Source organism: Streptomyces sp. DH12, from assembly GCF_020873895.1.
Taxonomy (GTDB): domain Bacteria; phylum Actinomycetota; class Actinomycetes; order Streptomycetales; family Streptomycetaceae; genus Streptomyces.
The window spans coordinates 1-668 of the sequence record NZ_JAHWGT010000352.1 but is presented as its reverse complement, the minus strand read 5'-3'; the positions used below and the strand labels follow the sequence as shown (position 1 = coordinate 668).

Sequence of the window (668 nt, the reverse complement as noted above, 5' to 3'; positions counted from 1 at the left end):
GTACGGTGGTCGCGCCAGTGGTGGCGGAGCTGGTTCATGGTGACGGCGACCAGCCAGGACCTGAAGCGGGCCGGATCCTCCAGCGAGCCGAGGGAGCCCAGGACGCGCAGCATGGTCTCCTGCACCACGTCGTCGACGTCGGGGTGTCCGTTGAGCGCCCGGCCGACGACGTTGTAGACCAACGGCAGGCAGGCCGCCACCAGTTCGTCCTGCGCCCGCTGGTCACCGCGCCGTGCCGCCTCGACCGTCCCGCGGCTCGGGTCGCCGCCCCGTCCCCCGCCGGGTCCTGTGCTCGTTGCCACGCTCGTCCACGCTCCTTCTCGGTCCCGGGCCGTCCGCCCGTCATGACAGGAGAGCCGCCGCCCGGGTCCGGATAACGGAAAGTCCGGGGGTCACTCCAGGACGTGCCGGAGGTAGGCGGCCGGATCGGCGAGATAGCGGCGCCAGTGGTCGACCAGGGCGAGGTCCTGCCAGGCGGTGCGCCGGATGCCGTGGTCGCCGACCTCGACGACGTCCGCGCCGGGCAGGGCGGTCAGCAGCGGTGAGTGGGTGGCGCACACCACCTGCGCGCCGGCCCGCGCCAGCCGGTCGATGTGGCCGAGCAGCTCCAGGCACGAGGAGAAGGACAGGGCGGCCTCGGGCTCGTCCATGACGTACAGGCCGGGGCG

1 protein-coding gene and 1 pseudogene are annotated in these 668 nt (G+C 73.4%); both read right to left on the bottom strand.

What is annotated here, in order from left to right; all coding sequences use genetic code 11:
* Nucleotides 1–302: RNA polymerase sigma factor (locus LPA54_RS34505; RefSeq protein ID WP_228984588.1), on the bottom strand; the 302-nt coding region annotated here is incomplete at its 3' end.
* Nucleotides 303–392: 90 nt separating this feature from the next.
* Nucleotides 393–668 (bottom strand): annotated as a pseudogene (locus tag LPA54_RS34500) (ABC transporter); the annotation flags it as partial.